Raw genomic sequence first — 24,885 nt, forward strand, 5'->3', positions numbered from 1 at the left:
ATGATTAATACCTGATGCCAGCCCATGGTGGCGGCACGGTTTTGTTCCCGGCGTGGTTTCCCACGGTGGGTGTGAGACACTCGCAGAGCAGGATCCACTGGCCCGTTGGCTGCTGACGCGGCGCGGCAGCGGGGTGGATCGGTTCTGGCAAGCTAACCCAGCGAGGAAAGAGTAAGTATGGTCAAGGTGGACAAATGGCGGTTGTGGGCTGTGGGCCTGTGCCTGACGGCATTTTCTGGTGCAACATTGGCAGACTCTTTGGATGCCGAACGCCAGCGTTATCTGCAAATCAAGCAGGCCTGGGACAGTAAACAGATGGACGTGGTGGCGCAGTTGATGCCAACGCTGCAGGATTACCCCCTGTATCCTTATCTGGAATATCGCCAGTTGACGCAGGATCTCAGCACGGCCAGTGCGGCTCAGGTCCAGCAATTTTTGCGGTTGCATCCTACGTTGCCACCCGCAAAATCGCTCTCTGCCCGTTTTGTGAACGAGCTGGCGAGCCGTCAAGACTGGACTACCTTGCTGGCCTTCAGCCCGCAAGAGCCTAAACCGGTCGCGGCGCGCTGTAATTTCTATTACGCCAAGTGGGCCACCGGCGATCAGCAGGCTGCCTGGGCTGGTGCCGATGATATCTGGATGAGCGGTAAAACCTTGCCAGGCTCCTGCGATAAGCTATTCAGCGTCTGGCAGGCTGCCGGTAAGCAAACGCCGTTGAACACGCTGGCGCGGATGAAGCTGGCGCTGAAAGAGGGCAACAGCGGCCTGGTGAACTACCTGTACCGCCAACTGCCAAGCGATTATCAGACCATGGGGGATGCGCTGGTACGGTTGCAAAACGATCCCGCCACGTTGGAAGCCTTCGCCCGTAGCGTCGGCCCGACAGATTTTACCCGTTCGGCTACCACCATCGTATTCGCCCGTCTTGCTCGTCAGGACGTAGAAAATGCTCGAGCCATGATCCCAACGCTAGCCCGCCTGCAGAAAATGAGCGAAAGCGAGAAGTTGGCAATGGAGGAAGAGGTGGCCTGGCGGTTGATGGGTAATGATGCCACCTTTGAGCAGACCCAATGGCGCGATCAGGTGATCCTGCGAAGCCAACAGCCAGCCTTGCTGGAGCGCCGCGTGCGTATGGCGCTGGGCGTGGGCGATCGTCAGGGGCTGAAAACCTGGCTGGCACGCCTGCCTGAAGAATCGCGGAACAAGGATGAATGGCGCTTCTGGCGTGCCAGTGTCATGATCGATGAAGGTAAACGCAGCGAAGGGGAAGCGATACTGCGTAGCCTGATGAACGAACGCGGTTTCTACCCGATGGTGGCGGCGCAAAAACTGCAGGTGCCTTATCCGGTGATGGTCGCCGTGGCGGCAAAACCGCGCACCGATCTGGTGAGTGGCCCGGAGATTGCCCGGGTGCGTGAACTGATGTACTGGAATATGGATAATCTGGCGCGCAGCGAGTGGAGCTCATTTGTTGCCAGCCGCAGCCGTCCGGAGCAGGAAGCGCTGGCCCGCTATGCCTTTGAGCAGAAATGGGCCGACCTGAGCGTACAGGCGACCATTGTTGGCAAACTGTGGGATCATCTTGAAGAACGTTTCCCGATGGCCTGGCCACAGGAATTCCGCCGTGCTACCGAAGATAAAGGCATTACGCCGAGCTATGCCATGGCGATAGCCCGCCAGGAGAGCGCCTGGAACCCGAAAGCGCAGTCGCCGGTCGGGGCTGCAGGTTTGATGCAGGTCATGCCGCGCACCGCGAAACATACGGTGGATCTGTTCGGCATCCCAGGCTACAGCAGCCCGAGCCAGCTGTTTGATCCGCAAACCAATATCACCATTGGCACCAGCTATCTGGAGTCGGTGTATCAGCAATTTGGTCGCAACCGTATTCTTGCGTCTGCGGCTTATAACGCTGGCCCATCACGGGTGAATACCTGGTTAGGCAATACCGATGGCCGGGTGGATGCCGTGGCGTTTGTGGAAAGCATTCCGTTCTCGGAAACCCGTTCTTACGTGAAGAACGTGCTGGCCTATGACGCGTTTTATCGTTACTTCATGCATCGACCAGCGAAGGTGCTGACGGATGCCGAGTGGCAAAGACGCTATTGAATTTAATAGAGTCGTTGTTGTTAACATTGACCATCTGAACGGGCGCAGCATGCAGCGCCCCTACCTTGTCGGCCAGTTGTGATTGCTTGTTAACGACATCGGACCTAGGTAGCAATGTTGCTGAATAGTTCGCCGTAGGGGCGCTGCATGTGAACTGACCCCAAGAAGTTGGACGGTTTAAAATTAAGCAACCATCAAGGCCTGCGTTCTGTATTCCACAGGGCTCAGGCCTTTGAGCTTCTGCTTGATACGTCGGTTATTGTAGTAATCTATGTACATGTCTATCTCTTCAGACAGCTGTTCCACACTCTCAAAGCGGTGTAAATAATACAGTTCAGCTTTCAGATGGCCAAAGAAGTTTTCCATTACCGCATTATCCAGGCAGTTCCCCTTGCGAGACATGCTCTGTTCTATCCCATTTTCCTGCAACTGATGCTGATAAGCCGCCATCTGATAGTGCCAACCTTGGTCACTGTGCAGCAACGGCTTTTCTTCCGTTTTTAGCGTACTCAGCGCCTTGTTCAACATCGTTTTTACCAGGCTGAACACCGGTTTACGGGACATCTCATAGGCAATGATTTCACCGTTAAACAAGTCGAGTACCGGCGATAAATACAGCTTTTCATCCGCGACCCGGAACTCCGTGATATCGGTCACCCACTTTTGGTTAGGCCCTTGCGCGGTAAAATCGCGCTGCAAGGTATTCGGGGCCACTTTACCGACATGTCCCTTGTACGAACGGTACTTTTTACGGCGAACGGGCGATTTCAATTGCAGTTCAACCATCAGTTTTTGCACGGTTTTATGATTTAGCACAGCCCCCATCTTTCGAAGAACACTGGTCACCCGGCGATAGCCGTAACGGCCTTTATGCTCGTTAAAAACAGCCATTATTTGCTGCTTGGTTTCACCATACTTATCCGGTGCTTGATGGCTTTTACAACAATAGTAATACGTACTGCGCGGCAGTTTTCCGGCCCACAGCAAAGCATCCAAACGGTGTTCTGACCTCAATGCACTGATTATTTTTGCCCTTTTCGACGAGTCTGGGCTTCTTTCTGTTGCATCAAGGCTCTCAACTTTTTTATGTAAGCATTCTGTGCACGTAAAAACTCGATTTCCTCCCGCATCTCTTCGGGTGTCAACTCATCAGGCGATTTATCGGCATGGGGGGTTTTGGGATGCTGACGCATTTGGCGACTTCGCTTATTCAGGTTGAGGGCTTCAGCCCCGTTCTCCTGATAGAGTTTAATCCAACGCTCCACAGTAAGGTAACAGGGAATATCGAATTTGGCGGCGATCGTCGCTGAAGAGAGTGGATTTGAAAGCGCGAACTCAACGACAGAGAGCCTGAAGTCAGGCGTGTAATGTGGCTTGCGTCCTACCCGCAGCCCTTGTTCCCCATGATGCTGATAAGCGGCAATCCATCTGCGAAGTTGAACATGGGCAATAGAAAACGTCTTGGCGGTCTGTTTTTGACTGCCGAGTCCGGCAAGATAGTGCCGGACCGCGTCAAGTTTGAACTGAAGTGAATACTTCATCAGAACTGCTCCTCCAAATGTCAGATGTTTGTCCAACATTTGGGGGTCAGTTCACATGCTGCGCCCGTCTAGAGCTATTTTGACGCTTACCCGCGGTATGCTATGCTGCTGTACTAGTTAAATAGTATGGTGGCTGGCATGACGCAATTATCGCTAAACGACCCCGCTCTTTCAGAACAAGGCAATGAAGATTGGCTGCGCTTTGTCGAACTGCTGCAAAGCTCGTTCGATCAGGATTTACACCAACCGTTGATGCAACTGCTGCTGACGCCGGATGAGCGTACTGCGCTGGGCACACGGGTGCGGATTATTCAGGAACTGATGCGTGGCGAAATGAGCCAGCGCGAGCTGAAGAATGAGCTCGGGGCAGGTATCGCAACCATCACCAGAGGGTCAAACAGCCTGAAGATGGCAACGCCAGCGCTGAAACAGTGGCTGGAACAGCAACTACTGGGGTGAAGCCATCACCCCGGTGGCTTATTGCTGTGGCGTATTATTGCTGTTGTGGCTGCGGTAAATCGGATTGTGGAACGGCACCAGTGCCAGCAGCAGCGCCTGATGGTAAACGCTGGTGCGGCTCAGCCGACCGTCAGTAAAGATACCGATCGCTCCCCCCTGACGTTTGACTTCGCTATTGCCGGTGATCAAGGTCATTTCATCGCCTAACTCGCGACCAGCTCGAATACCCTGTAAAATTGATTCTGGCAGCATCAGGCTGGCAGAACGCGATTCGCCACGGGTCGTCGGGTTTTCTACCGTCATCCAGGCGAACGTCATGTTTTCTTCGATCCCGGCTTCGACTCCGACCCAAAAGTCGGCTTCTGGCCGCACCTGCCGCGCTTCCATCACGCGCTGGCGTGCGCCGGTACGGGTTTCGGTATTGCCAATGGGTTGCAGTGAAACTCCGCTGGCGACGTCAACCGATTCTATGCGGCATTGGTCTGCGCCAAAGGTATCTTCAAAAGCCAGTTGAATAGCCCTGATCTTTGCCGGGTTGGTAGTTGCAGCGATAACATGATACATAACGGCTTTAGCTTCCTTAAAGTGGGGCTGTGTCTTGCCATGATTTTTGATGGCGGCAAGTTATGCGAAGTGCAAGGCACGAGCCACAGATAAACTCAAGTTTCACGCAGTATAACGGAAAAGCATAATGTTACAGGTATACCTCGTTCGCCACGGCGAAACGGAATGGAACGCAGCACGTCGCATTCAGGGCCAATCCGACAGCCCATTAACCGCCACTGGCGTTCACCAGGCTCATCTGGTTGGCAAACGCGTTAGCCGTGAGGGCGTGACGCACGTGATTTCCAGCGATCTGGGCCGCACCCGTCAGACCGCGCAAATCATTGCGGACGCTTGCGGTTGCGACGTTATGGTAGATGCCCGGCTGCGTGAGCTGCATATGGGCGTTCTGGAAGAACGTTTGATCGACAGCCTGACACCGCAGGAAGAGCTGTGGCGTAAACAGATGGTCGATGGTACTGCTGACGGCCGTATCCCTCAAGGTGAATCTATGACGGAGTTGGCCACGCGGATGCATGCGGCGCTGACAGAGTGCCTGAAACTGCCGCAGGGCAGCAAGCCGTTGATTGTCAGCCACGGCATTGCGCTGGGGTGCCTGATCGGGACGGTATTAGGGTTACCGGCCTATGCCGAGCGCCGTCTGCGTTTGCGCAACTGCTCGTTGTCACGCGTCGACTATCAACAAAGCCCCTGGTTGGCTCCGGGCTGGATTGTGGAAAGCGCGGGCGATATCTCGCATCTGGACATGCCCGCGTTGGATGAGCTACAGCGCTAACGGCGGATCGGGATCAGATAGTCGCAACGGATCTCGCTGGGTGGCTGAGGCGGACGCCGGTCACCTTGCGGATAGAAGCGCTCAATATCGTGCCCTTTGCGGCGGGTCAGTTCCAATGCTGGCAGGCAAGTGCCGTACAGTATCAGGATAAAGTCCTGCAGGCCGGATGCTGGCCCCTGATAGCTGAACATGGCATATTCACCGCCCTGCAGCGTGATCGGCTGGCCTTCCTGCACCTTGGTCGGAATGTGTTGCGCCTCCAGGGCAGTGGTGTACAGCACCTCCTGCTCGTCGTCTTTTTCCTGGCTTGGCCGCGAGTGGTGCAGGCCGTAAAGCACCGGTGGCAGGGTTTCTATCTGCCCCAGGTACTGTTGCCAGAATTGGGTACGCAGCTCGGAGCGGAAGTTGGAGATCTGCTCTAACGTACAGGAGTAACTCTGCGTCAGGCCGATCAGGTCCAGCTCTGGTAGCGTGATAAACTCTGGATGTGGCAGCGTAAAGGCGCCCAGACGTATTGGCGGGCACATGCCGAAGGCGTTCCAGTCTTCTGAACGGCGATACAGCGCCGGGGTTTGCGCAAACTGTTTTTTGAATGCGCGAGTGAAGGTCTGCTGTGAGTCGAAACGATACTGCAAAGCAATATCCAGAATAGGCCGACTGGTGAGGCGCAATGCGACGGCGGCTTTGGACAATCTTCTTGCCCGAATATAGGCCCCGATGGCGTTCCCAGTGATATCCTTAAACATCCGTTGCAGATGCCATTTAGAGTAACCCGCTTTTGCCGCCACGTTATCCAGTGACAAAGGTTGGTCCAAATGGCTTTCCAGCCAGCTAAGCAGATCACGAATGATACCGGCTTGATCCATAGATCTTCCTCGTAGAGCTTCAGGTTCGGAACCCGAACTGTTTGATTTGTCATGCTGATACCTGATGCTCACTGACTTATTGATCAATCAGTTGCATTACATACGGCGCTTTTGCGATATGCGTTGCGGGAAGCGGGGGAAACTGGTGTTAACAGGCATTAAGCGATGACGATGCCGCATAATAGCAACTTTTTTCCTCCACGACTCCCAAAGATTTTTTTCGCTCTCTGTGCTAAAAAGAGCTTCCTGGGCCGAGGAAAACCCATTTCTGTGACCTGAAGCATCGGCGTTCTTATTAGCAGCCCTGTGATTTAACACGCTGTTCTATTGGAGTTAAGTGAATGAAAAAAGGATGGATATTTTTGTTCGGTCTGGTTTGCGCAACGGTTAATAGCGCGCAGGCGGAACAGGTAGGATCGGTCGATACGGTATTCAAACTGTTTGGTCCAGATCATAAAATTGTGGTTGAAGCGTTCGACGATCCCGACGTGAAAAATGTAACTTGTTATATCAGCCGTGCTAAAACCGGTGGGATAAAGGGTGGGTTAGGGCTGGCAGAGGATACTTCGGATGCCGCCATTTCTTGCCAGCAGGTTGGGCCGATCGAGCTGAGCGACAAGATTAAAAAGGGCAAGACGGAGGGAACAGTGGTGTTCCAGAAGCGCACTTCTTTGGTGTTCAAAAAGCTGCAGGTAGTGCGTTTTTATGATGCCAATCGCAATGCGCTGATCTACTTGAGCTATTCCGATCGGGTAGTAGATGGTTCACCGAAAAATGCCCTGAGCGCGGTGCCAATCATCCCTTGGGGTGAAGCCAAATAATTCAGACGGGCGTAGCAGCGCCCCTACTTTGTGAGCCGCAGATGGCATCGTGTCTGGTCTCAATAAAAAAGGGTTCAGCAAGCTGAACCCTTTCAGATTGATGACAAAGTCCTGGCCGTGAGGCCAGGACTTTGATCTAATAAGGTCAGTGCAAAAAACGGACTGACTGCCATGCTCAAAGAACCTTCTCCCCATCAGTACCAGTTTGAAACCATTACCCTTGATGAACTGGTTCCCGAAGACCATCTGGTCCGTAAAATCGATGCCGCCATTGATTTTGAATTTATCCGCGATGCCGTTGCTCACCTTTATTGCCCCGATAATGGCAGACCCGCAATCGACCCCGTTCGCCTGATTAAAATGATGCTGTTGGGCTACCTCTTCGGTGTCCCCTCAGAGCGCCGTCTGGTCAAGGAAATCCAGGTCAATGTCGCTTACCGCTGGTTCCTGCGTATGGGGCTGACCGAGAAGGTCCCCGACGCCTCAACCCTGAGCCAGAACCGCATTCGTCGCTTCAACAACAGCGATGTCTTCCAGCAGATTTTTGACCATATCGTGTTACAGGCTCTGGGTCAGGGGATGGCAAACGGACGTGTGCTCTACACCGACAGCACCCACCTGAAAGCCGATGCCAACCCGCGCAAGGCCGTGAATGAACTGCGCCCTGAAGGCGTCAGTGAATACTTCACACAGTTGAATGATGCCGTGGAGGCCGACAGGAAGAAACGCGAAAAAAAGCCGCTGCCCGCCGCAAGAAAAACAACCAAAAACGACGCCGTTAAAAACACCAAAGTCAGCATCACCGACCCAGAAAGCGGCTTTATGCACCGGGACAACAAGCCAAAGGGCTTCTTCTATCTGGACCACCGCACGGTGGACGGCAAGCACGGCATCATCATGGATACCCATGTCACGCCGGGCAATGTGCACGATAGCCAGCCGTTCATTGGCAGGCTGGCACGGCAGGTGGAGCGGTTCAACCTTGATACGGTCGCCGTGGGTGTGGATGCGGGTTATTTTACCTCGGCGGTGTGCCATCTGACGCAGGAGATGAGTATCGCGTTGGTACCGGGTTATCGCAGGCCACACAAAGGGCTGAATGACTTCCAGAAAAAGCACTTCAGGTATGACGAGGCGCGTGATGTGTATGTGTGTCCGGCGGAGGAACTCCTGATATACGGCACAACGGACCGCAACGGCTATCGGCATTATCGTTCAGAGCCGGCAGTGTGCCAGCGGTGCGAGCAGAGAGGGCAATGCACGCAGAACAGCAAAGCACAGAAAACGATAACGCGGCACGTATGGGAAGGGGCGAAAGAGGAAGCGAACAGGTTGCGACTGACGAAATGGGGCAAGAAGGTGTATGCGCGGCGCAAAGAAACGGTTGAAAGAAGCTTCGCGGATGCGAAACAGCACCATGGGCATCGATATGCGCGGTTCCGCGGTCTGTCGAAAGTGCAGATGCAGTGTCTGCTTGCGGCGACAGCGCAAAATATGAAGAAGATGGCGCTGCTGGCGCTTCTTAATGCTGTTTATAAGTGGCTGAAAGGGCTTATGGAAGGACAGGAGCCCCATAGAGGCACTCAGAAAAAGCAAAAAGCAGTGTGGTGTGAAAATATCGCGATCGCGACCTACGGTCGCTAAAAACAACGAACCCCATCAAAATAATGGGGTTCGTCATCAGTCTGAAAGGGTTCAGCAAGCTGAACCCTTTTTAACCTGTGACGTTAAGACAGGCTTATTCTTCCAGATCGCCGCAGAAGCGGTAACCTTCACCATGAATGGTGGCAATGATTTCCGGCGTGTCCGGCGTAGATTCGAAGTGTTTACGAATACGGCGGATGGTCACGTCTACGGTACGGTCATGCGGCTTCAACTCACGGCCAGTCATTTTCTTCAGCAACTCACCACGGGACTGGATCTTGCCCGGGTTTTCACAGAAGTGCAGCATGGCGCGGAATTCGCTGCGTGGCAGTTTGTACTGCTCGCCAGCAGGGCCGATCAGAGAGCGGCTGTTGATGTCCAGCTCCCAACCGTTGAACTTGTAGCTCTCAACCAGTTTGCGTTCTTCGCCGACGCTACCCAGATTCATGGTGCGTGACAGCAGGTTGCGCGCACGGATGGTCAGTTCGCGTGGGTTGAACGGTTTGGTGATATAGTCATCGGCGCCGATTTCCAGGCCGAGGATTTTATCGACTTCATTATCACGACCGGTCAGGAACATCAGCGCGACGCTGGCTTGTTCGCGTAGTTCACGCGCCAGCAGCAGGCCGTTCTTGCCTGGCAGGTTGATATCCATGATAACCAGATTGATATCATTTTCGGACAGGATGTTGTGCATTTCTGCACCGTCATTGGCTTCATGAACAATGTAGCCTTCCGCCTCGAAAATGCTCTTCAGGGTGTTACGAGTGACTAACTCGTCTTCGACAATCAGAATGTGCGGGGTCTGCATATTTGCTACCTAAAATTGCCAACAAAATAGAAAATAGGAAGTACAGCAGTCTCGGTGTTCTTCCATGGAGGGCAGAGATACCGCTCACGTTCCCTCAATTACCAAACGACTACAGTACGTAAACTCGTTCTTGATGCGCTTTCCATCAATGTCAACAAGATCGCTAGCTGGGTGGGGGGGCTATATTTTACCACCCCGAATGATGCCAAAACGGCGCATATCCTAACCCTATTAACAGCAATATAACAGTGTGTGCCGAATTCATCACCTAACAAAACTACGCTTTGTTGACATATATCAAATTCAATTGTAGCACGTTAACAGTTTTGTGAAAAACACTTACAGAACTGCCAAGTTAAGTCACAGATCGTCAAATTCTGTGAACGATTCAGCTTTGTTGGGGCTGATGCGTTACAATTGAAAGCTAACTGTTTGGCTTGAAAATATAGTGCTTTGTTTTTAATGAAAATTAAAAGTTAACCTGTAGTTATGATTGTTTCGTCTGCTTTATAGGTTGAAGTGCCTATTTAATAATATTATAGCAAGAGACTATTTGCGATGTTAATCGTTTGTAAATATAATCAGACAAATCCCAACAGTCAAAGAACTATTCTCTTTATTTTTCCGGAGTCTTGATGCAGCTTCATATCGTGTTAGTCGCGCCCGCTCGGGCGGAAAATGTTGGCGCAGCGGCGCGGGCTATGAAAACCATGGGCTTCACCTCGTTGCGCATCGTCGACAGCGAGGCCCATCTGCAGCCCGCCGCCCGCTGGGTCGCCCACGGCGCTGGCGATATTCTGGATGCGGTGCAGACGTTTTCTACCCTGGAACAGGCATTGGCAGATGTGGACTTTACCGTTGCGACCACCGCTCGTAGCCGCGCACGCTTCCATTATTACTGTACCCCTCAGCAACTGACGGAGCAGTTGGCGGAACGCCAGCAATGGGTGCATCAGGCTGCACTGGTGTTTGGCCGTGAAGACTCGGGCTTGACCAATGAAGAGCTGGAGTTGGCCGATCTGCTGACCGGCGTCCCGATGGTGGCCGATTATCCTTCGCTGAACCTCGGCCAGGCGGTGATGGTGTATTGCTATCAACTGGCGCAGTTAATGGCTGTCAGCTCGGTGCAGGAACCTCTGGCCGATGCCGGGCAGCTCAACGCGTTGCGGCAACGGGCAGATCGTCTGTTACAGGCGTTGGACGTGGCGAATGACCAAAAATTGCGCGATTGGTTACACCAGCGGCTCGGGGTCTTGCAGCAGCGCGATACCGTCATGCTGCACCGGTTGCTGCATGATATTGAAAAAAAACTGACGAAGTGATGTAGGCGTTTTCTGTTGTTTGGCTGGTGTTATTCACTGTTTGATCGGCTTTCTTATGATTTTTTGTTCTGCAATTCTGTTTTTTTATCGGCTTCATCGCGCAGATCCCACTGTGTCCAGTAAATAGGCAAAACAAAGAAATAATTTGACTTGGCCAGACGATTGCTTTAACCAATAGAGGGGACAGAGATTCTAAAGAGACAGACAGACAAAATGCGAAACATCAGCCTGAATACGACAATTATTACCACCACCGATACCACAGGTAACGGGGCGGGCTGACGCGTACAGGAAACAGAAGAAAAAAGCCCGCACCTAACCAGTGCGGGCTTTTTTTTCGGCATAAATTCAGGAGATAACAGAAATGCGAGTGCTTAAATTTGGTGGAACCTCGGTAGCGAATGCGGAACGTTTTCTGCGCGTTGCCGATATCGTGGAGAACAATGCACGCCAGGGACAGGTAGCCACGGTATTGTCCGCACCGGCCAAGATCACCAATCACCTGGTGGCGATGATTGAAAAAACGGTAGCCGGCCAGGATATTCTGCCAACCATGAGCGACGCTGAGCGCATCTTTGCCGACCTGCTCAGCGGTTTGGCCAAGGAGCTGCCGGGCTTTGAGTACGATCGCCTGAAGGCACTGGTCGAGCAGGAGTTCGCGCAGCTCAAACAGGTACTGCATGGCGTGGCGTTGTTGGGGCAATGCCCGGATAGCGTCAATGCGGCCATCATCTGCCGGGGTGAAAAGCTCTCTATTGCCATCATGGAAGGCGTCTTCAAAGCCAAGGGCTACCCGGTGACGGTGATTAACCCGGTAGAGAAGCTGCTGGCTCAGGGCCACTATCTGGAGTCGACCGTAGATATTGCCGAGTCCACTCTGCGTATCGCTGCAGCGGCTATTCCTTCTGACCATATCGTCCTGATGGCGGGCTTTACTGCCGGTAACGACAAAGGCGAACTGGTCGTGCTGGGGCGCAACGGCTCCGATTATTCCGCCGCCGTGCTGGCCGCTTGCCTGCGTGCCGACTGCTGCGAGATCTGGACCGATGTGGACGGGGTTTATACCTGCGACCCGCGTACCGTGCCGGATGCTCGATTATTGAAGTCGATGTCCTACCGCGAGGCGATGGAGCTCTCTTACTTCGGCGCTAAAGTTCTCCACCCGCGTACCATCACCCCGATTGCCCAGTTCCAAATCCCTTGCCTGATTAAAAACACCGCCAACCCACAAGCTCCCGGCACCTTGATCGGTGGCGAAAGCGTGGCTGATGATACGCCGGTAAAAGGCATCACCAATCTGAACAATATGGCGATGATCAACGTGTCCGGCCCAGGTATGAAAGGCATGGTTGGCATGGCGGCACGTGTGTTTGCCGTGATGTCACGCGCCGGGATCTCGGTGGTATTGATCACCCAGTCCTCTTCCGAATACAGCATCAGCTTCTGTGTGCCGCAGAGCGAGCTGCAACGCGCTCGTCGCGCCCTGGAAGACGAATTCTACCTGGAGCTGAAAGACGGCGTGCTGGAGCCGCTGGACGTTATGGAGCGCCTGGCAATCATCTCGGTCGTCGGCGACGGTATGCGCACCCTGCGTGGCATCTCTGCGCGTTTCTTCTCTGCTCTGGCACGCGCCAACATCAATATCGTGGCGATTGCTCAAGGCTCTTCCGAGCGTTCAATCTCCGTGGTGGTCGATAATGATTCCGCCACCACTGGCGTGCGCGTCAGCCATCAGATGCTGTTCAACACCGATCAGGTGATCGAAGTGTTTGTGATTGGCGTGGGTGGCGTCGGCGGGGCGCTGATCGAGCAGGTTTATCGTCAGCAGCCTTGGCTGAAGCAAAAACACATCGATCTGCGCATCTGTGGCATTGCCAACTCAAGGGCGATGTTGACCAACGTGCACGGCATCTCGCTGGAAAGCTGGAGGGACGAACTGGCCGAAGCCAAAGAGCCTTTCAATCTGGGCCGCCTGATCCGCCTGGTGAAAGAGTGCCACCTGCTCAATCCGGTGATTGTCGACTGTACCTCCAGCCAGGCGGTGGCCGATCAGTATGCCGATTTCCTGGCCGATGGTTTCCACGTGGTAACGCCAAACAAGAAGGCCAACACCTCGTCGATGAATTATTACCAGCAACTGCGCACCGCCGCAGCCGGTTCTCGCCGCAAATTCCTGTATGACACCAACGTGGGTGCGGGCCTGCCGGTGATCGAAAACCTGCAGAACCTGCTCAATGCGGGCGATGAGCTGGTGCGCTTCACCGGTATCCTGTCGGGGTCACTGTCCTTTATCTTCGGTAAACTGGATGAGGGAATGTCGCTGTCAGAGGCCACCTTGCAGGCCAAGGCCCTTGGTTACACCGAGCCAGATCCGCGTGACGATCTCTCGGGGATGGATGTCGCTCGCAAGCTGTTGATCCTGGCGCGTGAAGCGGGTTATGCGCTCGAACTGAGCGATATTGAAGTCGAATCGGTGTTACCACCGTCGTTCGATGCCAGCGGTGATGTGGAGAACTTTATTGCCCGCCTGCCGGAGTTGGATGCCGAATTTAACCGCCGTGTGGCGGCTGCTGCCGCGGAAGGTAAGGTGCTGCGCTATGTGGGGGCTATCGAAGAAGGCCGCTGCCTGGTACGTATTGATGCGGTAGATGGCAACGATCCGTTGTATAAAGTGAAGAATGGTGAGAACGCCCTGGCCTTCTACAGCCGTTACTATCAGCCATTGCCGCTGGTGCTGCGCGGTTATGGTGCCGGTAATGATGTGACGGCGGCCGGGGTATTTGCCGATCTGTTGCGCACACTGTCATGGAAGTTGGGAGTCTAATATGGTTAAGGTGTATGCACCGGCCTCAATTGGTAACGTCAGCGTCGGGTTCGATGTGCTGGGAGCTGCGGTTTCCCCTATCGATGGCACGCTGCTGGGGGATTGCGTCAGCGTAGAAGCGGCCAGCCGCTTCAGCCTGGAGAATGGTGGGCGTTTTGTCAGCAAGCTGCCGAGCGATCCAAAAGAGAACATTGTTTACCAGTGTTGGGAGCGTTTCTGCCAGGCGATTGGCCGTGAAGTGCCGGTAGCGATGCGGCTGGAGAAGAACATGCCGATCGGTTCCGGGCTAGGCTCCAGCGCTTGCTCGGTGGTGGCCGGTCTGATGGCGATGAACGAATTTTGCGATCGCCCGCTCAACGAGACGCAATTGCTGGCCCTGATGGGCGAGCTGGAAGGGCGTATTTCCGGCAGCGTGCATTACGATAACGTTGCGCCGTGCTATCTGGGCGGCTTGCAGCTGATGCTGGAAGAAGAAGGGATCATCAGCCAGGAAGTGCCTGGCTTTAAAGACTGGCTGTGGGTGATGGCCTATCCGGGCATCAAAGTGTCCACCGCTGAGGCGCGTGCCATTCTGCCCGCGCAATACCGCCGCCAGGACTGTATCAGCCATGGCCGCTATCTGGCGGGCTTTATTCACGCTTGCCACACTCAGCAACCGCGTCTGGCGGCCAAGCTGATGCAGGATGTGATTGCCGAGCCTTATCGCACCCGCCTGTTGCCAGGTTTTGCCGAAGCGCGTAAAGCATCACAGGATATCGGTGCCTTGGCCTGCGGCATTTCCGGCTCCGGCCCGACGCTGTTTGCGGTCTGTGATGACGGCGCAACGGCGCAACGCATGGCCGATTGGCTGACCAACCATTACCTGCAAAACGACGAAGGTTTTGTTCATATTTGCCGCCTGGATACCGCTGGCGCTCGACTATTGGGATAACGCATGAAACTGTACAATCTGAAAGATCATAACGAACAGGTCAGCTTCGCGCAGGCTATCAAACAGGGCCTGGGTAAGCAGCAAGGGCTGTTTTTCCCGCTGGAACTGCCAGAATTCGAACTGACCGAGATTGATAAGCTGCTGGAGATGGACTTTGTCACTCGTAGCAGCAAGATCCTGTCCGCTTTTATTGGCGACGAGATCGGCGAAGAGGCGCTGTACAAGCGAGTGAAGGCCGCGTTTGAGTTCCCGGCCCCGGTGGCGCAGGTGGAGAGCGATGTAGCCTGCCTGGAGCTGTTCCACGGCCCGACGCTGGCGTTCAAAGACTTCGGCGGCCGCTTTATGGCGCAGATGCTGGCGGAAGTCGCGGGCGACCAGCCAGTAACCATCTTGACTGCAACCTCCGGTGATACCGGCGCTGCCGTTGCTCATGCCTTCTACGGCCTGAAAAACGTGCGCGTGGTGATCCTCTATCCACAGGGCAAGATCAGTTTGCTGCAGGAAAAGCTGTTCTGCACGTTGGGTGGCAACATCCACACCATCGCTATCGATGGCGACTTTGACGCCTGCCAGGCGTTGGTCAAGCAGGCGTTTGACGATCAGGAGCTGAAAGAGGCGGTACACCTTAACTCGGCCAACTCGATCAATATCAGCCGCCTGCTGGCGCAAATCTGCTACTACTTTGAAGCGGTGGCGCAACTGCCGCAGGAAGCCCGCAATCAGTTGGTGGTTTCCGTGCCAAGCGGCAACTTTGGTGACTTGACCGCCGGGTTGCTGGCGAAATCCCTGGGGCTGCCGGTGAAACGCTTTATTGCCGCTACCAACGCTAACGACACCGTGCCACGCTTCCTGACTACTGGCCAATGGGAACCAAACACCACTGTGGCGACGTTATCCAACGCGATGGACGTCAGCCAGCCGAATAACTGGCCGCGTGTGGAAGAGTTGTTCCGCCGTAAAATCTGGCAGTTGAAGGAGTTGGCTCATGGCGCGGTGAGTGATGAAACCACCAAGGAAACCATGAAAGAGTTGGCTGCTTTGGGCTACCTTTCAGAGCCTCATGCGGCGATCGCCTACCGCGTTCTGCGCGATCAACTGCAAGCAGGGGAGTTTGGCCTGTTCCTGGGCACGGCACATCCGGCCAAGTTCAAGGAAAGCGTCGAAGAGATCCTCGGCCAGGAGTTACCGCTGCCACAGGCCTTGGCGGTGCGTGCACAGTTGCCGCTGTTGTCGCATAACATGGCAGCGGACTTTGCCGCGCTGCGTCAATTCATGATGACGTTGCCAGTCTGACAAAACCCGTTCCCTCTCCTTGTCGGGAGAGGGAACGGATTTCTCACTGCTCCGGGCGTTTGAACACCAGCTCATTACCCGCCGAAGCCGCCTCATCGAAGGCATACCCTTCCAGATTGAAATCAACCAGCTGTTCTCTGCGCTCCAAGCGATTTTTGATGATAAAGCGGCTCATCAGCCCACGCGCTTTCTTGGCGTAGAAACTGATGACTTTGTACTTGCCGTTTTTCTCGTCCAGGAATACCGGTTTGATCAGCGAACCGTGCAGCTTGGCTGGTTTTACCGATTTGAAGTATTCATCCGAAGCCAGGTTCACCACCACATCATCGCCTTGCTGCTCCAGGGCCTGATTCAGTTTTGCGGTGATCCGATCGCCCCAGAAGCTGTACAAGTCTTTGCCCTTCGGGTTCTCCAGCTTGATCCCCATCTCCAGCCGGTAAGGCATCATCAGGTCCAGCGGACGCAGCACCCCGTACAGGCCAGAGAGCATCCGCAGATGCTGCTGTGCGAAGTCGAAATCCTCTTCGCTGAAGTCTTGCGCCTGTAAGCCGGTATAAACGTCGCCTTTAAACGCCAACAGCGCCTGACGAGCATTGTCCGGGGTGAAGTCAGGCTGCCATTCTCCAAAGCGTGCGGCATTCAGGCCCGCGAGCTTATCGCTGATGCTCATCAGGCCGGAAATTTGCGCCGGGGTCAGCTTACGGCAGATTTTGATCAGCTTTTGCGACTGATCCAACAATTCGGGCTGGGTAAAGCGTTCGGTGGCTAACGGGCTTGCATAATCCAGGGTTTTGGCAGGTGAAATAATAATAAGCATGGTCACATCCTGTTTATCAACATGTGGCTACTGTAGCAAAAAGCGCGCAAGACCAGGAGGTATGGCTGTGATAGGGCGCACTTTACGCACGCCCTGGAGGTTTAACGCTGCCTGCTCGGCTTCCAGATCCCCGGTTCGAGTTGCGACCCCAGCTCCGGGTAATGGTTGATGTCAAAGGTGGGCAGCTTGCCGAGTGAACGTTGGTGGTTGTAATCCCTGGCCAATTTGAAGGCCACGTCGGACAGTAACAAGATAGCGGTCAGATTGGTGATCGCCATCAGCGCCATCGAGATATCCGCCATTTTCCACACCGTGGATAATTCTGCCATTGAGCCAAACATCACCATACCCAAGGCAAAGCAGCGAAAAATCGTCAGTTTGGTCGGATGGTGGTGCTTGAGGAAGATCAGGTTGTTCTCGGCATAGGCATAATTGGCAATGATAGTGGTAAAGGCAAACAGGAATACGGCAATCACGACAAAGGGCGCGCCCCAGGAACCGACGGCGCTGGCCATGGCCCGCTGGGTCAGATCGATGCCGCTGATGTCGGATGGGGGGCTATCCAGTGCACCAGAGGCCAAGATTATCGCTGCCGTTGCGCTACAGATGACGATGGTATCGACAAATGCGCCAAGCATCTGCACATAGCCCTGCGAGGCAGGGTGTGGCGGATAAGGGGTAGCGGAAGCTGCCACGTTGGGGGCCGACCCCATCCCGCCTTCGTTAGAAAATAGCCCGCGTTGTATACCCTGAGTCATGGCCTGCGAGATCCCGTAACCCAGGGTACCGGCAGCGACTTCCTGCAGGCCAAAAGCGCTTTTGAAGATCAACGCCAGGATAGCTGGCATATGCTCGATATTCAGGCCGATGATCCACAGCGTCAGTAGCAGGTAAGCCAAGGCCATAAACGGCACGATTTTTTCTGCGACGCGGGCGATGGAACGGATACCGCCGAAGATCACCATGGCGCTCAGCACCACCAACACTATGCCGACGTACATGGGGTCGATGTTGAAGGCCACCGAGCTGGCCAGGGCGATGGAGTTGGCCTGTACCGCATTGAACACCAGGCCGAAAGCGATCAGCAGGAAAATGGAGAACATCACACCCATCCAGCGCATGCCCAACCCTTTTTCCATATAGTAAGCAGGGCCGCCACGGTAGTGGCCGTTATCGTCTTTGGTTTTGTAGAGCTGCGCCAGGGTGCTCTCAATGAAAGAGGTCGCCATGCCGATAAACGCGATCACCCACATCCAGAAGATGGCGCCGGGGCCGCCAGCCGTAAGCGCTATCGCCACGCCGGTAAGGTTGTTGGTGCCGACACGAGCGGCTAGAGAAGTACATAGTGCCTGGAAGGATGAAATACCCACACCGTCGCTTTTGGTGCTGTTCTTCAGCACGGAAAACATATGGTTGAAGTGACGAATTTGAATAAAGCGGGTACGTAAGGTGAAGTAGATGCCGGCACCCAACAGCAAATAGATCAGTACTGAACTCCACAGGATGTTATTGATAAAGTTAATCAGATCCGTCACGTGTTTCTCCTTGTTAAGATTACTGCTCCTCAGGGTCTTCGACCTTGGTTCGGAAAACTTGAGTCAGTTCTCGACAAGAACTTGGCTAAAATCATCCCATTGACGGGAATTACAGCCTTCTTTTGGGTTTTAGGTGAATAAAACAGCTGGCGGGAATTTAACATAATTTCCAGGCGGGATAGCGCGTTAATGCCGTGGCATTGCTTCGGTAATTGCGAATTATCGGTGCGTAACCGGTTGCTCGTGCAAGGATAAAACAACCGCCGCCAGCGCGTGATTTTCCTGCCTTGCGCCGGGCTACGTGCATGTTATTATCAGGACAAGGCATGGTTGAACGATGCCAAAAGTTCATGCACAAACGATGAGATAATGCCAACATGACCGATAAATTAACGTCCCTACGCCAGCTGACTACGGTAGTTGCGGATACGGGTGATATCGCTGCAATGAAGCTATATCAACCGCAAGATGCCACCACCAACCCTTCGCTGATCCTCAACGCAGCGCAAATTCCTGAATACCGTAAACTGATCGATGAAGCCATTGCCTGGGCGCGCGAGCAGAGCAGCGATCGCGATCAGCAGGTTGCCGATGCCGCAGACAAGCTGGCCGTCAACATTGGTCTGGAGATCCTGAAACTGGTCCCGGGCCGCATTTCCACCGAAGTGGACGCGCGTCTGTCTTATGATACCGAAGCCAGCGTTGCCAAAGCCAAGCGCCTGATCAAACTGTATAACGAAGCGGGCATCAGTAACGATCGCATCCTGATCAAGCTGGCCTCCACCTGGCAGGGTATCCGTGCTGCCAAGCGTCTGGAAAAAGAAGGCATCAACTGTAACCTGACGTTGCTGTTCTCCTTCGCTCAGGCACGTGCCTGCGCCGAAGCTGGCGTGTACCTGATCTCGCCGTTCGTTGGCCGTATCCTTGACTGGTACAAAGCCAATGGCGACAAGAAAGAGTTTGCCCCGCACGAAGATCCGGGCGTGGTTTCGGTGTCCGAAATTTATCAGTACTACAAGCAGCACGGCTATGAAACCGTGGTGATGGGCGCCAGCTTCCGTAACGTCGGTGAAATCATCGAACTGGCGGGCTGCGATCGTCTGACTATCGCACCTGCACTGCTGAAAGAGCTGGCAGAGAGCGAAGGCGCACTGGAGCGTAAACTGTCTTATACCGGCGAAGTGAAAGCGCGTCCGGCACCGCTGACCGAGCCTGAGTTCTACTGGCAGCACAACCAGGATCCAATGGCGGTTGAGAAACTGACCGACGGTATCCGCAAGTTTGCCGTAGACCAGGGCAAGCTGGAAAAAATGATCGCCGACTTGCTGTAATTACGAAAAGTCGTGCAGAAGGTGGCCTCGGCCACCTTTTTTTATATCTGAATATCCACCTCATCGGACAAACCCCCTATACTCCCGTCATTAATATCCCTTCGGTAACCGGGGCAAAAGACAGAGGTAAAACATGGATACATTACGCATTGGTTTGGTTTCTATTTCGGACCGCGCTTCAGGGGGCGTTTATCAGGATAAAGGGATCCCGGCGCTGGAAGAGTGGTTGGGCAGCGCTTTGGCGACGCCGTTCACCCTGGAGACCCGGCTGATCCCAGACGAGCAGACGTTGATTGAGCATACGTTGTGTGAGCTGGTTGATGAAATGGGCTGCCATCTGGTGCTGACTACCGGCGGTACCGGCCCGTCCCGGCGTGACGTCACTCCCGATGCTACGTTGGCGATTGCCGATCGCGTGATGCCTGGTTTTGGCGAGCAAATGCGCCAAATCAGCCTACACTATGTGCCAACGGCAATTCTTTCACGCCAGGTTGGGGCGATCCGTAAACAGGCGTTGATCATCAACCTGCCGGGGCAACCCAAATCGATTAAAGAAACGCTGGAAGGGGTGAAGGACGAGGCAGGCAAGGTGGTGGTGCACGGTATTTTTGCCAGCGTGCCTTATTGCATCCAACTGCTCGAAGGCCCTTATGTAGAGACCCACGAGGCCGTGGTAGCAGCATTTCGTCCCAAGAATGCGCGGCGCGAGATAAATCTCTAAATTTCAGCAATCTGCGGGATAACCTTCAGCGCATCTGGTGTGAAAGTATTTTGCCGTTATAGTAAGAAACTTTTTACAGTCAGCCATTATGCTTTCTGTGTCTTTCCTGTTTCCTCTAACGGTATCTTATGCATCACGATAATAATCGTCGGCTCAACCGGCAAGATTATAAGACTCTGACGTTGGCTGCCCTGGGCGGTGCGTTGGAGTTTTATGACTTCATCATTTTTGTTTTCTTTGCCGCGGTAATGGGCGATCTGTTCTTCCCGGCGGATATGCCTGAGTGGCTGCGCCAGGTGCAGACCTTCGGTATCTTTGCGGCGGGCTATCTGGCTCGGCCACTGGGCGGCATTATCATGGCGCACTTCGGCGATCTGGTGGGCCGTAAAAAGATGTTCAGCCTGAGCATCCTGCTGATGGCGTTACCGACGCTGGCGATGGGGATGCTGCCCACCTACGCCAGTATCGGCATCGCCGCACCGTTGCTGCTGCTGTTGATGCGGGTTCTGCAAGGCGCGGCGATCGGTGGTGAAGTCCCTGGTGCCTGGGTATTTGTGGCGGAGCATGTGCCGCGCAAACGCGTTGGTTTTGCCTGTGGCACGCTCACTGCTGGCCTGACAGCCGGTATCCTGCTCGGCTCGCTGGTGGCCACGATTATCAATACCACGCTCAGCCAACAGGCCATTCATGACGGTGGCTGGCGTATTCCGTTCTTCCTGGGCGGTATTTTTGGCCTGTTTGCCATGTATCTACGCCGCTGGTTGCAGGAAACCCCAATCTTTATCGAGATGCAGGCGCGTAAGGCGCTGGCAGAAGAGTTGCCGCTGAAATCGGTGGTGATGAATCACCGCAAAGAGATCGCAGTCTCGATGCTGCTGACCTGGCTGTTGTCGGCAGGCATTGTGGTGGTGATCCTGATGACGCCAACCTACCTGCAAAAACAGTTTGCCATAGCCCCGGCGTTGTCACTGCAAGCCAACAGCATCGCGATCATCATGCTGTTTGCTGGCTGCATCGTTTCTGGTTCGGCGGCGGACCGCTTTGGCGCCAGCAAAACCTTTATCGTCGGCAGTGTGCTGTTGGCAGGGTGCAGTTGGCTGTTCTATCAGTCGGTGGCAACACATCCAGAAATGCTGTTTGCCACCTATGCGCTGGTTGGCTTCAGCGTGGGGATCGTCGGCGCGGTTCCTTACGTACTGGTGCGGGCTTTCCCGGCGGAAGTGCGATTTAGCGGGATTTCGTTCTCCTACAACGTGGCATACGCGATTTTTGGGGGTTTAACTCCGGTATTTGTCACGCTGATCATGAAGTTAACCCCGTTAGCGCCCGCTTACTATATGCTGGCGTTATCGACGCTTGGCCTGCTGCTGGGGATCTACCTGCGTCGCGACCTGAACAGTGAAAAACCGCTCTTGAACTAAGCGATTTTCGCCCAATAAAAAACTCTGCGATTAAGCATCGCAGGGGTTTTTTATTTTCATCATATACCCTATGGATTTCAAGCTGCGGCTAGGCGACAAGCTTACTCATCCCCAGGAGCTTACTTTTGGGTAAGTGACTGGGGTGAGTAAGTGCAGGTAACAACGCTGCAGTTTGAAAGACGACGGGTATCAGGCAGTGACAGCAGCTGGCGTTGCCTGCTGAGCTTCCACCGGACCAATTGGCAGTACGGTGCGGCCCAACTGTTCGTTGATCACCTCAGCCATCGCCAGATAGATTGCGCTGGCGCCACAGATGATGCCTTCGTAACCGGCGAACGTCAGGATCGCGTGGTTACCGGTGATGTTGCCGACGGCCAGCAGTGCGAACAGCACGGTCAGGCTGGCAAACACGAACTGCAACCCACGGTTGGTGCGCAGCGTGCCGAAGAACATGAACAGGGTGAAGATGCCCCACAGAGCAAGGTAGATGCCGAGGACGTTCGCGTCGGTCGGTTCTGCCAGGCCCATGCGTGGCAGCAGCAGGATGCCTACCAGACTCAGCCAGAAGCAGCCGTAAGAGGTGAAGGCGGTCAAGCCGAAGGTGTTGCCTTTCTTGAACTCAAGAATACCGGCAAAAATCTGAGCCATGCCACCGAAGAAAATCCCCATACTGATGATGACGGAAGTCAGTGGGAAAAAGCCCGCGTTGTGCAGGTTCAGCAAGACGGTAGTCATCCCGAAGCCCATCAGACCCAGGGGGCCGGGATTTGCCAACTTGTTGGAGTGCATATGTCCTCTGCGATAACAGAATTGTAACGAAAATGGATAGGTAATTTAATAAATGGTCTGAATGGCCGAAAAAACCATAACTTCCATCAGAGCGCGCGGCATCATAATGATCCCCACGTCAGGAAACAATGATCTTGCTGCGGATAAAAACGAAATTTTTTTTGCCCTGCCCCTTGATGCTGGTGTGGATGGCCCCATCTTATTGGCAACCGCAGTTGCTGACCGCGGGTAACACTGAGATGCCGGGCAGTTGAAAAGCAAAAAAACGCCCGCATATAGTTAGCAACCTGACCGATTATGAATTTATTAGTGGAGATGTTTAGATGGGCAAAATTATTGGTATCGACCTGGGTACAACCAACTCTTGTGTAGCAATTATGGATGGTGGCAAGGCGCGCGTGCTGGAGAATGCCGAAGGCGATCGCACCACTCCTTCAATCATCGCATATACCCAGGATGGTGAAATTCTGGTTGGCCAGCCTGCTAAGCGTCAGGCTGTTACCAACCCACAAAACACCCTGTTTGCGATCAAGCGCCTGATTGGCCGTCGCTTCCAGGATGAAGAAGCACAGCGTGACAAGGCTATCATGCCTTACAACATCGTCGCTGCCGATAACGGTGACGCCTGGCTGGAAGTGAAGGGCCAGAGAATGGCACCTCCGCAGATCTCTGCGGAAGTCCTGAAGAAAATGAAGAAAACGGCGGAAGATTACCTGGGTGAGCCGGTAACTGAAGCGGTTATCACCGTTCCTGCCTACTTCAACGATGCTCAGCGTCAGGCGACCAAAGATGCTGGCCGTATCGCAGGTCTGGAAGTGAAACGTATCATCAACGAACCGACTGCTGCGGCCCTGGCTTATGGCCTGGACAAAGAAGTGGGCAACCGTACCATCGCGGTTTATGACCTGGGTGGCGGTACTTTCGATATCTCAATCATTGAGATCGACGACGTTGACGGTGAAAAAACCTTCGAAGTTCTGGCGACCAACGGTGATACCCACCTGGGTGGTGAAGACTTCGACAGCCGCCTGATCAACTATCTGGTGGAAGAGTTCAAGAAAGAGCAGGGCATGGATCTGCGCAACGATCCGTTGGCGATGCAGCGTCTGAAAGAAGCCGCTGAAAAAGCCAAGATCGAGCTGTCCTCCGCTCAACAGACCGACGTCAACCTGCCGTACATCACTGCAGATGGCAGCGGTCCAAAACACATGAACATCAAAGTGACCCGTGCAAAACTCGAGTCGCTGGTAGAAGATCTGGTTGCTCGTTCTATCGAGCCGCTGAAAGTGGCACTGAAAGATGCAGGCCTGTCGGTTTCTGACATTCAGGACGTGATCCTGGTCGGTGGCCAGACCCGTATGCCTATGGTTCAGAAGAAAGTTGCTGACTTCTTCGGTAAAGAACCACGTAAAGACGTTAACCCGGACGAAGCGGTTGCCGTTGGTGCTGCGGTTCAGGGCGGTGTGTTGGCCGGTGATGTGAAAGACGTATTGCTGCTGGACGTTACCCCACTGTCACTGGGTATCGAAACCATGGGCAGCGTAATGACGCCGCTGATCACCAAAAACACCACTATCCCGACCAAGCACAGCCAGGTGTTCTCTACTGCCGAAGACAACCAGGCAGCGGTGACCATCCATGTGCTGCAGGGTGAGCGTAAACGTGCCAATGACAACAAGTCACTGGGCCAGTTCAACCTGGACGGCATCCAGCCGGCACCACGCGGTATGGCACAGATCGAAGTGACCTTCGATATCGATGCCGACGGTATTCTGCACGTGTCTGCGAAAGACAAGAACACCGGCCGTGAGCAGAAGATCACCATCAAGGCGTCTTCAGGTCTGAACGAAGAAGAAATCCAGAAAATGGTACGCGATGCCGAAGTGAACGCTGAAGCTGACCGTAAGTTCGAAGAACTGGTGCAAACTCGTAACCAGGCGGATCACCTGATCCACGGTACTCGTAAGCAGTTGGAAGAAGCGGGCGAGCAATTGCCAGCTGAAGACAAAACCGCTATCGAGAGCGCGCTGAAAGATCTGGAAGCGGCGGTGAAAGGCGAAGATAAAGCCGAAATCGAAGCGAAAACCCAGGCTCTGGTGCAGGTTTCCGGCAAACTGATGGAAATGGCCCAGGCTCAAGCGCAGCAGGCACAGGGTGCTGATGCCGGTGCAGACAACGCGGCGCAGAAAGACGACGACGTGGTTGACGCCGAGTTTGAAGAAGTTAAAGACAAAAAATAATCGCCCTTAAGCGGGCACGGTGCGGTCACAGGCCGTAACCGGAAACCAGCACGGGCGTCGAGGCAACTCTACGC

At 54.2% G+C, this 24,885-nt stretch carries 22 protein-coding genes, 1 pseudogene and 1 other annotated feature; of the genes and pseudogenes, 16 read left to right on the forward strand and 7 right to left on the reverse strand.

What is annotated here, in order from left to right; all coding sequences use genetic code 11:
- The first annotated feature begins 186 nt into the window (after window positions 1-186).
- The gene (gene sltY / locus D9980_RS24130) at window positions 187-2,106 is read left to right on the forward strand and encodes a murein transglycosylase (RefSeq protein WP_024483590.1); all 1,920 of its coding nucleotides are present in this window, start codon (window positions 187-189) and stop codon (window positions 2,104-2,106) included.
- A gap of 183 nt (window positions 2,107-2,289) precedes the next feature.
- On the opposite strand, the gene D9980_RS24135 is transcribed toward sltY, so the two are convergent.
- Window positions 2,290-3,650, reverse strand: a protein-coding gene (locus D9980_RS24135; RefSeq protein WP_370454336.1) for an IS3 family transposase whose coding sequence is annotated in 2 segments (ribosomal slippage) — window positions 2,290-3,132 and window positions 3,135-3,650 — 1,359 coding nt in all. Because the reading frame shifts where the segments join, the coding sequence is not laid out codon by codon here.
- A gap of 135 nt (window positions 3,651-3,785) precedes the next feature.
- Between D9980_RS24135 and trpR the strand changes: the two genes are divergently transcribed.
- Complete coding sequence (gene trpR / locus D9980_RS24140) at window positions 3,786-4,106, forward strand: trp operon repressor (protein ID WP_029987425.1); 321 nt, start codon at window positions 3,786-3,788, stop codon at window positions 4,104-4,106.
- A gap of 18 nt (window positions 4,107-4,124) precedes the next feature.
- Here the strand turns inward: trpR and yjjX are convergent, their stop codons facing one another.
- Window positions 4,125-4,670 carry an inosine/xanthosine triphosphatase gene (gene yjjX, locus D9980_RS24145; RefSeq protein ID WP_065683575.1) on the reverse strand — a complete coding sequence of 182 codons (546 nt, stop codon included), beginning with the start codon at window positions 4,668-4,670 and terminating at the stop codon, window positions 4,125-4,127.
- Window positions 4,671-4,797: 127 nt separating this feature from the next.
- Here yjjX and gpmB point away from each other — a divergent pair, with 127 nt between their 5' ends.
- The gene (gene gpmB, locus D9980_RS24150) at window positions 4,798-5,445 is read left to right on the forward strand and encodes a 2,3-diphosphoglycerate-dependent phosphoglycerate mutase GpmB (RefSeq protein ID WP_021179239.1); all 648 of its coding nucleotides are present in this window, start codon (window positions 4,798-4,800) and stop codon (window positions 5,443-5,445) included.
- Here the strand turns inward: gpmB and robA are convergent.
- Window positions 5,442-6,311: an MDR efflux pump AcrAB transcriptional activator RobA gene (robA, locus tag D9980_RS24155; protein ID WP_121608655.1), complete on the reverse strand. Its 870-nt coding sequence runs from the start codon at window positions 6,309-6,311 to the stop codon at window positions 5,442-5,444. The two genes, gpmB and robA, sit on opposite strands and share 4 nt — an antisense overlap.
- Window positions 6,312-6,652: 341 nt before the next feature.
- On the opposite strand from robA, the gene creA reads away from it, so the two are divergent.
- Together creA and D9980_RS24165 are read left to right on the forward strand one after the other, a co-directional pair.
- Complete coding sequence (creA, locus tag D9980_RS24160; protein ID WP_121608656.1) at window positions 6,653-7,132, forward strand: protein CreA; 480 nt, start codon at window positions 6,653-6,655, stop codon at window positions 7,130-7,132.
- A gap of 171 nt (window positions 7,133-7,303) precedes the next feature.
- The gene (locus D9980_RS24165) at window positions 7,304-8,776 is read left to right on the forward strand and encodes an IS1182 family transposase (RefSeq protein WP_238393656.1); all 1,473 of its coding nucleotides are present in this window, start codon (window positions 7,304-7,306) and stop codon (window positions 8,774-8,776) included.
- Window positions 8,777-8,870: 94 nt separating this feature from the next.
- Here D9980_RS24165 and arcA read toward each other — a convergent pair whose 3' ends face one another.
- Window positions 8,871-9,587, reverse strand: a complete 717-nt coding sequence (gene arcA / locus D9980_RS24170) for a two-component system response regulator ArcA (protein ID WP_024483588.1) — start codon at window positions 9,585-9,587, stop codon at window positions 8,871-8,873.
- A 108-nt stretch (window positions 9,588-9,695) separates the two neighbouring features.
- Here arcA and D9980_RS27375 point away from each other — a divergent pair.
- The 6 genes and pseudogenes from D9980_RS27375 to thrC all read left to right on the forward strand — a co-directional run.
- Window positions 9,696-9,833: pseudogene (locus tag D9980_RS27375) on the forward strand (hypothetical protein); the annotation flags it as partial.
- A gap of 389 nt (window positions 9,834-10,222) precedes the next feature.
- Window positions 10,223-10,909, forward strand: a complete 687-nt coding sequence (locus D9980_RS24180; protein WP_121608658.1) for a tRNA/rRNA methyltransferase — start codon at window positions 10,223-10,225, stop codon at window positions 10,907-10,909.
- A gap of 213 nt (window positions 10,910-11,122) precedes the next feature.
- Complete coding sequence (thrL, locus tag D9980_RS24185) at window positions 11,123-11,191, forward strand: thr operon leader peptide (protein WP_071998276.1); 69 nt, start codon at window positions 11,123-11,125, stop codon at window positions 11,189-11,191.
- Window positions 11,130-11,248: a sequence feature (Thr leader region), on the forward strand. Its footprint overlaps the gene before it by 62 nt.
- A 25-nt stretch (window positions 11,249-11,273) precedes the next feature.
- Window positions 11,274-13,733 (forward strand): bifunctional aspartate kinase/homoserine dehydrogenase I, encoded by a 2,460-nt coding sequence (gene thrA, locus D9980_RS24190; protein WP_024483586.1) that lies wholly within the window; start codon window positions 11,274-11,276, stop codon window positions 13,731-13,733.
- A gap of 1 nt (window position 13,734) precedes the next feature.
- On the forward strand, window positions 13,735-14,664 hold the full coding sequence (gene thrB / locus D9980_RS24195; RefSeq protein WP_021179245.1) for a homoserine kinase: 930 nt from the start codon (window positions 13,735-13,737) through the stop codon (window positions 14,662-14,664).
- A 3-nt stretch (window positions 14,665-14,667) separates the two neighbouring features.
- Window positions 14,668-15,957: a threonine synthase gene (gene thrC, locus D9980_RS24200; RefSeq protein ID WP_121608659.1), complete on the forward strand. Its 1,290-nt coding sequence runs from the start codon at window positions 14,668-14,670 to the stop codon at window positions 15,955-15,957.
- Between the two features lie 43 nt (window positions 15,958-16,000).
- Here thrC and yaaA read toward each other — a convergent pair whose 3' ends face one another.
- Window positions 16,001-16,774, reverse strand: coding sequence for a peroxide stress protein YaaA (gene yaaA, locus D9980_RS24205; RefSeq protein ID WP_024483584.1), 774 nt, complete (start codon window positions 16,772-16,774; stop codon window positions 16,001-16,003).
- A gap of 101 nt (window positions 16,775-16,875) precedes the next feature.
- Window positions 16,876-18,309 carry a sodium:alanine symporter family protein gene (locus D9980_RS24210; protein ID WP_121608660.1) on the reverse strand — a complete coding sequence of 478 codons (1,434 nt, stop codon included), beginning with the start codon at window positions 18,307-18,309 and terminating at the stop codon, window positions 16,876-16,878.
- A gap of 377 nt (window positions 18,310-18,686) precedes the next feature.
- Here D9980_RS24210 and tal point away from each other — a divergent pair, with 377 nt between their 5' ends.
- From tal to D9980_RS24225, 3 genes are all read left to right on the forward strand, one after another.
- Window positions 18,687-19,640, forward strand: a complete 954-nt coding sequence (tal, locus tag D9980_RS24215; RefSeq protein ID WP_121608661.1) for a transaldolase — start codon at window positions 18,687-18,689, stop codon at window positions 19,638-19,640.
- A 133-nt stretch (window positions 19,641-19,773) separates the two neighbouring features.
- Window positions 19,774-20,361 (forward strand): molybdopterin adenylyltransferase, encoded by a 588-nt coding sequence (gene mog / locus D9980_RS24220; protein WP_024483581.1) that lies wholly within the window; start codon window positions 19,774-19,776, stop codon window positions 20,359-20,361.
- Between the two features lie 128 nt (window positions 20,362-20,489).
- Complete coding sequence (locus tag D9980_RS24225) at window positions 20,490-21,782, forward strand: MFS transporter (protein ID WP_121608662.1); 1,293 nt, start codon at window positions 20,490-20,492, stop codon at window positions 21,780-21,782.
- Window positions 21,783-21,971: 189 nt separating this feature from the next.
- Here D9980_RS24225 and satP read toward each other — a convergent pair whose 3' ends face one another.
- Entirely contained in the window at window positions 21,972-22,571 is a 600-nt protein-coding gene (gene satP / locus D9980_RS24230; protein WP_071682148.1) for an acetate uptake transporter, read from the reverse strand.
- Between the two features lie 61 nt (window positions 22,572-22,632).
- Between satP and D9980_RS26785 the strand changes: the two genes are divergently transcribed.
- Together D9980_RS26785 and dnaK are read left to right on the forward strand one after the other, a co-directional pair.
- Complete coding sequence (locus D9980_RS26785) at window positions 22,633-22,803, forward strand: hypothetical protein (RefSeq protein ID WP_162304324.1); 171 nt, start codon at window positions 22,633-22,635, stop codon at window positions 22,801-22,803.
- Between the two features lie 91 nt (window positions 22,804-22,894).
- Window positions 22,895-24,811: a molecular chaperone DnaK gene (gene dnaK, locus D9980_RS24235; RefSeq protein ID WP_024483579.1), complete on the forward strand. Its 1,917-nt coding sequence runs from the start codon at window positions 22,895-22,897 to the stop codon at window positions 24,809-24,811.
- The last annotated feature ends 74 nt before the right edge of the window (window positions 24,812-24,885 follow it).

The sequence above is a fragment of the Serratia sp. 3ACOL1 genome (assembly GCF_003668775.1).
GTDB classification, from domain to species: Bacteria; Pseudomonadota; Gammaproteobacteria; order Enterobacterales; family Enterobacteriaceae; genus Chania; species Chania fonticola.

What these genes read in the sequence shown, in the direction of transcription:
- D9980_RS24165 (WP_238393656.1), top strand. Translation starts at nt 7,304, where the DNA reads ATGCTCAAAGAACCTTCTCCCCATCAGTACCAGTTTGAAACCATTACC.
- thrB (WP_021179245.1), top strand. Translation starts at nt 13,735, where the DNA reads ATGGTTAAGGTGTATGCACCGGCCTCAATTGGTAACGTCAGCGTCGGG.
- tal (WP_121608661.1), top strand. Translation starts at nt 18,687, where the DNA reads ATGACCGATAAATTAACGTCCCTACGCCAGCTGACTACGGTAGTTGCG.
- yaaA (WP_024483584.1), bottom strand. Translation starts at nt 16,774, where the DNA reads ATGCTTATTATTATTTCACCTGCCAAAACCCTGGATTATGCAAGCCCG.
- D9980_RS24180 (WP_121608658.1), top strand. Translation starts at nt 10,223, where the DNA reads ATGCAGCTTCATATCGTGTTAGTCGCGCCCGCTCGGGCGGAAAATGTT.
- satP (WP_071682148.1), bottom strand. Translation starts at nt 22,571, where the DNA reads ATGCACTCCAACAAGTTGGCAAATCCCGGCCCCCTGGGTCTGATGGGC.
- creA (WP_121608656.1), top strand. Translation starts at nt 6,653, where the DNA reads ATGAAAAAAGGATGGATATTTTTGTTCGGTCTGGTTTGCGCAACGGTT.
- arcA (WP_024483588.1), bottom strand. Translation starts at nt 9,587, where the DNA reads ATGCAGACCCCGCACATTCTGATTGTCGAAGACGAGTTAGTCACTCGT.
- mog (WP_024483581.1), top strand. Translation starts at nt 19,774, where the DNA reads ATGGATACATTACGCATTGGTTTGGTTTCTATTTCGGACCGCGCTTCA.
- yjjX (WP_065683575.1), bottom strand. Translation starts at nt 4,670, where the DNA reads ATGTATCATGTTATCGCTGCAACTACCAACCCGGCAAAGATCAGGGCT.
- gpmB (WP_021179239.1), top strand. Translation starts at nt 4,798, where the DNA reads ATGTTACAGGTATACCTCGTTCGCCACGGCGAAACGGAATGGAACGCA.
- dnaK (WP_024483579.1), top strand. Translation starts at nt 22,895, where the DNA reads ATGGGCAAAATTATTGGTATCGACCTGGGTACAACCAACTCTTGTGTA.
- thrA (WP_024483586.1), top strand. Translation starts at nt 11,274, where the DNA reads ATGCGAGTGCTTAAATTTGGTGGAACCTCGGTAGCGAATGCGGAACGT.
- D9980_RS24225 (WP_121608662.1), top strand. Translation starts at nt 20,490, where the DNA reads ATGCATCACGATAATAATCGTCGGCTCAACCGGCAAGATTATAAGACT.
- trpR (WP_029987425.1), top strand. Translation starts at nt 3,786, where the DNA reads ATGACGCAATTATCGCTAAACGACCCCGCTCTTTCAGAACAAGGCAAT.
- robA (WP_121608655.1), bottom strand. Translation starts at nt 6,311, where the DNA reads ATGGATCAAGCCGGTATCATTCGTGATCTGCTTAGCTGGCTGGAAAGC.
- D9980_RS26785 (WP_162304324.1), top strand. Translation starts at nt 22,633, where the DNA reads ATGGCCGAAAAAACCATAACTTCCATCAGAGCGCGCGGCATCATAATG.
- thrC (WP_121608659.1), top strand. Translation starts at nt 14,668, where the DNA reads ATGAAACTGTACAATCTGAAAGATCATAACGAACAGGTCAGCTTCGCG.